We start from the raw sequence: 4,480 nt of genomic DNA, 5'->3' as shown, positions 1-4,480 counted from the left end.
ACCATTTACGAGGGCCGCTACCACCAGGTCAAGCGCATGTTCCATGCCGTCGGTAATCGCGTAACCTCGCTGCATCGGGAAAGTATGGGCTACATTCATCTTGATGACAGCCTTAAACCCGGCGCCTGCCGTCAGCTGACAGAAACGGAAATCAACTCTGTCCGATAAAGGGCCCCACCATGACTGATAACGGCAGCCCCCTTTACTATCCGCGACCACCACGGCGACCAAGCTCAGTTTTGACGAGTTCCCCGCAACCCTTAAGACGACGGGGACGGGGGCATTCTGTTAACCTGAACAGCAACCAACACAACCGGGAGCTCCCATGAAAACGTTGCAAATCGACATCGTTTCCGACATTGCCTGCCCCTGGTGCGCCATCGGGTATGCTCGTCTGGAAAAGGCCATGGACGCCCTGAAAGACGACATGAATTTCATGGTTCAATGGCATGCGTTTGAGTTGAACCCAGACCCTTCCGGCGACGGCGAACCCATTCTGCCGGCCCTGAGCCGCAAATACGGCCGCAGCGAAGACGAAATGAGAGCCAACCAGGCGCAGATGATCGAGATCGCCAGTCGCCTGGGGCTGAACTTTGAAAAACTGCAGGAGCGTCATACCCGCAACACCTTCGATGCCCACAGGCTGGTGAAATGGGCCGGGGAACATGGCAAGCAGACCGCGATGAAAATGGCTTTCTTCGAGGCCTACTTTGGCCGCGCCGAAAACATTTCGAACCCGGACGCACTGGTTTACTGCGTGGAATCCATCGGTCTGGACGGGGACAGGGCCCGAGAACTACTGGCTTCCGATCAGTATGCAGACGCCGTAAGGCAGGATGAGGCCCAGTACCAGCAGGCCGGCGTGTCTGCCGTACCGGCCTATATCATCAACCAGAAATACCTTGTTTCCGGGGCACAGGAACCCGAAACACTGGTCAAGGCGCTCAGGGAAATTTCCGAATCGGGCTGAAGGCCCTGGTCAATCGACTGTTCGGGCAAACCCATCCCTGGGATTGCCCGTTGGTCGCTATTACTCCGCCGCCGCAATCAGGCTGGCGTTGCCGCCTGCTGCGGTGGTGTCGATACACAGGTGCCGCTCAATCACATAACGCTGGTCCAGCTTGTGCTCGGTGATCAGTGGCAGCAGCGCACCGTCACGCTTCATCAGCGCGCGACGGTAGGGCTTAAGCAGCGATGGCTTTGCACAGCTGACAACGGCGTCGAATCCACTGACCGTTTCAACCGCATCGGCCTCCAGGCGGCCTTCTACGCCAACGACCGGCAGACCAGCCCTGGCGGCGCGTTGGAGGGTGTGGTTGATACCCAGAGCAATCACCACCGCTTTGTTACCCTGAGCCAGAGCCATCGTCATCTGCTCGATGGCGGTTTCCTTGTCCGGGCCAAGACACAGCACCGTGCCACGGGCATGGTTGGTCAGAATGTTGGATTCACCGGTCGGCCCGGGCATTTCCTCGGCATGGGCGTCCAGCGGTTCGGGAACCGAGTCAAAGATTGACTTCATGGTCTCGACCCGCGCATTTGGCTCCTGGACATCCATCCTGTCGAGCTTGCTGATCAGGCTTTTCAGCTTTTTGGCATCCACCTTCTCGCCACCGGACTCCGTCGTTACCTGAACGGTCTCGCCTTTCATGAACCGGCGCACATACTGGGGGCCACCGGCCTTGGGGCCGGTGCCCGACATTCCCTCGCCGCCAAATGGCTGGGAACCGACAATGGCACCGATCTGGTTGCGGTTGACGTACGTGTTACCCACCTTTATGCGGCTGGCGATACGGTCAACCCGGGTATCCACCCGGCTGTGAATACCAAAGGTCAGGCCGTAGCCCTTGGCGTTGATGTCATCCACCACCTTATCGAGATCTTTGGCATCGAAGGTCGCAACGTGCAGTACCGGGCCGAAGATTTCCTCTTCCAGATCCTGGATGCCGTTCACGCGAATCACTGCCGGCGAGACAAAATTGCCGGTGTGTGGCACGGACAGCTTCTTCGTAAGCTGGTCCTTGTTCTCGAACTTCTTGCAGTGATCAGTGATCTTCTTCGCGGAAGCATCGTCAATTACCGGGCCTACGTCTGTGGACAACAGCCAGGGATCACCAATGCCCAGCTCTTCCATGGCGCCATACAGCATTTCCAGCAGACTATCGGCGATGTCTTTCTGGACATACAGCATCCGCAGCGCTGAACAACGCTGGCCCGCGCTCTGGAACGACGACGCCAGTACATCCCGGACTACCTGCTCCGGCAGTGCTGTGGAATCCACGATCATGGCGTTCAGGCCGCCAGTCTCCGCCACCATAACGGCATCTGGCTCCATGTTTTCTGCCATGGCCTTGTCGATAACCTTGGCGGTATTGGTAGAGCCGGTAAAGCACACGCCGGCTATGCGGGAGTCAGAGGTCAGGCCCGCACCCACGGTAGCGCCGGTACCCGGCACCAGCTGGATCGCATCCTTGGGAATGCCTGCCGCATGCATCAGCTCTACTGCCCGAAAAGCCAGCAGCGAAGTCTGTTCAGCGGGTTTGGCAAGAACCACGTTGCCCGCTACCAGGTTGGCCAGTATCTGGCCGGTGAAGATCGCCAGCGGGAAGTTCCAGGGCGAGATACACACCACCGGACCCCGGGCTTCGCCACTGTCTGCGTAGCGAACACCTTCGTTAGCGTAGAAGTTGGCAAAATCCACCGCTTCGCGGATTTCAGCCACGGCGTCTGACAGCGATTTACCGGCCTCCCGACAGGTCAGGGCAAACAGTTCGTAGGTGTTCTCTTCGTACAGATCTGCCACCTTACGCAGGTACTCTGCACGCTCTTCTACCGACGTTGCTGACCAGGCCTTGAAGCCTTTCTCAGCCGCGGAAATTGCGGTATCAATATCAGTGTCGTCGGCCTGAGTTACGTGACCCACGAGATCGTCCTGGTTGGCCGGGTTGCGAACCACCTGTACTTCAGAGCCCGATACCTTGCCAGCAATCAGTGGCCCGCCTTTCCAGTGGTGTTCTTTATAGGCACCACGGCCCTTCTCAATGGCCTCGATCGTAACCGGATCCGTCAGATCCCAGCCCTTGGAGTTACGGCGATGCTCACCAAAAATCTTGAACGGATGCACGATCGCGTCACTGGAAATGTTGTCGCCCATTTCCTTGACCGATTCGATCGGATCCTTGGCGATCATCTCCGGCGTAATGTCTTCGTCCACAATCTGGTTCACGAAGGAGCTGTTGGCACCGTTCTCCAGCAGACGACGCACCAGGTACGCAAGCAGTTCACGATGGGGGCCGACCGGTGCATAGATCCGGCAGGGCACACCGCTTTCCTTCATTACCTGACTGTGCAGCGATTCACCCATGCCGTGCAGGCGCTGGAACTCGTAATTGGCCTCACCACGTACCCTGGCCAGCTCAAGGATCGCCGACACGGAATGCGCGTTGTGGGTCGCGAACTGCGGGTATATGCGGTCGGTCATGTTCATCAGTTTGGTGGAACAGGACAGGAACGACACATCACTGCACGCCTTGCGGGTAAATACCGGGAATCCATCAAGGCCCATCACCTGGGCACGCTTGATTTCCGCATCCCAGTAGGCACCTTTAACCAGCCGCACCATGATGCGACGGTCGTATTTTTCTGCCAGCCCGTACAGCCAGTCCAGCATGAAGGACGCACGCTTGCCATAGGCCTGCACAACCACACCGAAGCCATTCCAGCCTGCCAGTTCAGGATCGCTCAGCAGTTGCTCTATGACGTCCATCGACAGGTCCAGCCGGTCCTGCTCCTCGGCGTCAATATTGAAACCCATATTGGCAGCGGCGGCTTTCTTGACCAGTCGCCTTGCCCTCGGCAACAGCTCTTTCATAACCCGCTCTTTGTTGCCGTACTCGTACCGCGCCAGCAAGGCGGAGAGCTTTACGGAAATGCCGGGATTCTTGCGAACGTCGCCGCTGCAGTGCCTGGCTATGCTGTCGATGGCGTCGGAATAGGAATTGTAATAACGCTGCGCATCATGATCCGTACGGGCAGCCTCTCCCAGCATGTCATAGGAGTAGGTGTAGCCCTTTTTCATGTAGGACTCGCCCGCTTTCTGGGCTTCCTTGATGTCGCGACCGAGGACGAATTGCCGCCCCATCTCTTTCATGGCCTGGCCAGCCACTGTGCGAATCACCGGTTCGCCCATCCGCTTCAATAGCCTGCGGAGGGTTTCTCCCACGCTTTGACGCTCGGAATCCGTCAGCAGCCTGCTGGTCATCAACAGGGCGATGGTTGCGGTATTGATCAGCGATGACGACGCCTTGCCCAGATGGTCGCCCCAGCTCCCCGAGGTAATCTTGTCTTCGATAAGGTCGTTGACGGTCACGCTGTCCGGCACACGCAACAGGGCTTCTGCCAGACACATCAGCGCCACACCTTCTTTCGTGGTCAGCCCGTACTCCGCCAGAAACTTCTCCATAATCGTCGACTTGGCGTT

2 protein-coding genes and 1 pseudogene are annotated in these 4,480 nt (G+C 58.0%); 2 read left to right on the top strand and 1 reads right to left on the bottom strand.

Going from position 1 to position 4,480, the window contains the following annotated elements:
• Positions 1 to 168 (top strand): annotated as a pseudogene (locus tag ACESMB_RS14230) (16S rRNA pseudouridine(516) synthase); the annotation flags it as partial.
• 157 nt (positions 169 to 325) lie between these two features.
• Positions 326 to 970 (top strand): DsbA family oxidoreductase, encoded by a 645-nt coding sequence (locus ACESMB_RS14225; protein WP_372971900.1) that lies wholly within the window; start codon positions 326 to 328, stop codon positions 968 to 970.
• A gap of 60 nt (positions 971 to 1,030) precedes the next feature.
• Here ACESMB_RS14225 and putA read toward each other — a convergent pair.
• A partial coding sequence (gene putA / locus ACESMB_RS14220) for a bifunctional proline dehydrogenase/L-glutamate gamma-semialdehyde dehydrogenase PutA (protein ID WP_372971899.1) occupies positions 1,031 to 4,480 on the bottom strand: 3,450 nt, incomplete at its 5' end.

This window comes from Marinobacter sp. (genome assembly GCF_041686475.1).
Taxonomy (GTDB): Bacteria; Pseudomonadota; Gammaproteobacteria; order Pseudomonadales; family Oleiphilaceae; genus Marinobacter.
This window is presented reverse-complemented; position numbering and strand designations above follow the sequence as displayed.

Coding starts and splice junctions, on each gene's coding strand:
- ACESMB_RS14225 (WP_372971900.1), top strand. CDS start 326: ATGAAAACGTTGCAAATCGACATCGTTTCCGACATTGCCTGCCCCTGG.